This is a genomic window from Streptococcus sp. 20925_1_22 (genome assembly GCF_041431685.1).
GTDB lineage: Bacteria > Bacillota > Bacilli > Lactobacillales > Streptococcaceae > Streptococcus.
The window spans coordinates 1-570 of record NZ_JAPVYE010000015.1 but is presented as its reverse complement, the minus strand read 5'-3'; the positions used below and the strand labels follow the sequence as shown (position 1 = coordinate 570).

Sequence of the window (570 nt, the reverse complement as noted above, 5' to 3'; positions counted from 1 at the left end):
GAAAAGAATAGGTCCCGTAGTGTAGCGGTTATCACGTCGCCCTGTCACGGCGAAGATCGCGGGTTCGATTCCCGTCGGGACCGTTGAAGTCGAGAAGATTTCAATAAAAGTAAGAGACTCGTTAGCTCAGTTGGTAGAGCATTTGACTTTTAATCAAAGGGTCACTGGTTCGAGCCCAGTACGGGTCATAAGAGCGGGTTTGGCGGAATTGGCAGACGCACCAGATTTAGGATCTGGCGCTTTAGGGCGTGGGGGTTCAAGTCCCTTAACCCGCATATAAGATAATAATGAGCCGGCTTAGCTCAGTTGGTAGAGCATCTGATTTGTAATCAGAGGGTCGCGTGTTCAAGTCATGTAGCCGGCATTTTTGAATAGGATGCGAACGTAGTTCAGTGGTAGAACATCACCTTGCCAAGGTGGGGGTCGCGGGTTCGAATCCCGTCGTTCGCTTGAGGCGGCCGGGGTGGCGGAACTGGCAGACGCACAGGACTTAAAATCCTGCGATTGGTAACGATCGTACCGGTTCGATTCCGGTCCTCGGCATAGACTTGTAAGAGGCAGTAGAAGAAG

6 tRNA genes are annotated in these 570 nt (G+C 51.6%); all 6 read left to right on the top strand.

The annotated features are described in order from the left end of the window. The first annotated feature begins 10 nt into the window (after positions 1-10). The 6 genes from O3621_RS11495 (at position 11) to O3621_RS11470 (ending at position 543) form a co-directional block, all read left to right on the top strand. A tRNA-Asp gene (locus O3621_RS11495) sits at positions 11-83 on the top strand. 32 nt (positions 84-115) lie between these two features. Further along, positions 116-188 (top strand) — tRNA-Lys (locus tag O3621_RS11490). A 5-nt stretch (positions 189-193) separates the two neighbouring features. After that, positions 194-275, top strand: a tRNA-Leu gene (locus O3621_RS11485). Positions 276-291: 16 nt separating this feature from the next. Beyond that, positions 292-364 (top strand) — tRNA-Thr (locus O3621_RS11480). A gap of 14 nt (positions 365-378) precedes the next feature. Next, a tRNA-Gly gene (locus O3621_RS11475) sits at positions 379-450 on the top strand. Between the two features lie 7 nt (positions 451-457). Next, positions 458-543: transfer RNA gene (locus O3621_RS11470), tRNA-Leu, on the top strand. Positions 544-570: the final 27 nt, after the last annotated feature.